This is a genomic window from Mesorhizobium sp. M1A.T.Ca.IN.004.03.1.1 (assembly GCF_003997555.1).
GTDB lineage: Bacteria > Pseudomonadota > Alphaproteobacteria > Rhizobiales > Rhizobiaceae > Mesorhizobium.
On the sequence record NZ_RZTV01001018.1, the window covers coordinates 1 to 239 of the forward strand.

At 48.1% G+C, this 239-nt stretch carries 1 protein-coding gene; it reads right to left on the bottom strand.

The genetic code is table 11. The annotated features are described in order from the left end of the window. Positions 1-33: 33 nt before the first annotated feature. Positions 34-239, bottom strand: a 206-nt coding sequence (locus EOD29_RS36870) for a hypothetical protein (protein ID WP_206520623.1), incomplete at its 5' end; no start/stop codon positions are given.

The following is a 239-nucleotide window of genomic DNA, read 5'->3' on the forward strand; positions in this document are numbered from 1 at the left end:
AGCAGATTTCTCTTCATTTCCCCAGACTCAGTCTTAGCGATTTGCAATGACATAAGGCAGGACCTGCGTCAGCCCAGCCTCAAGATGATTGATTGTGCCCCGGAATGTCTTTACGGCGTGTCGAGATCCTCTTGTTCGCGCGGAAAAATGTCCGTCCTGTGACATTCCGAAAAACGGAAAAAATAAAGCATGACAAAGCTGATAGCCTTGCTGCTCATCCTTGCCATGGCGATACAAGT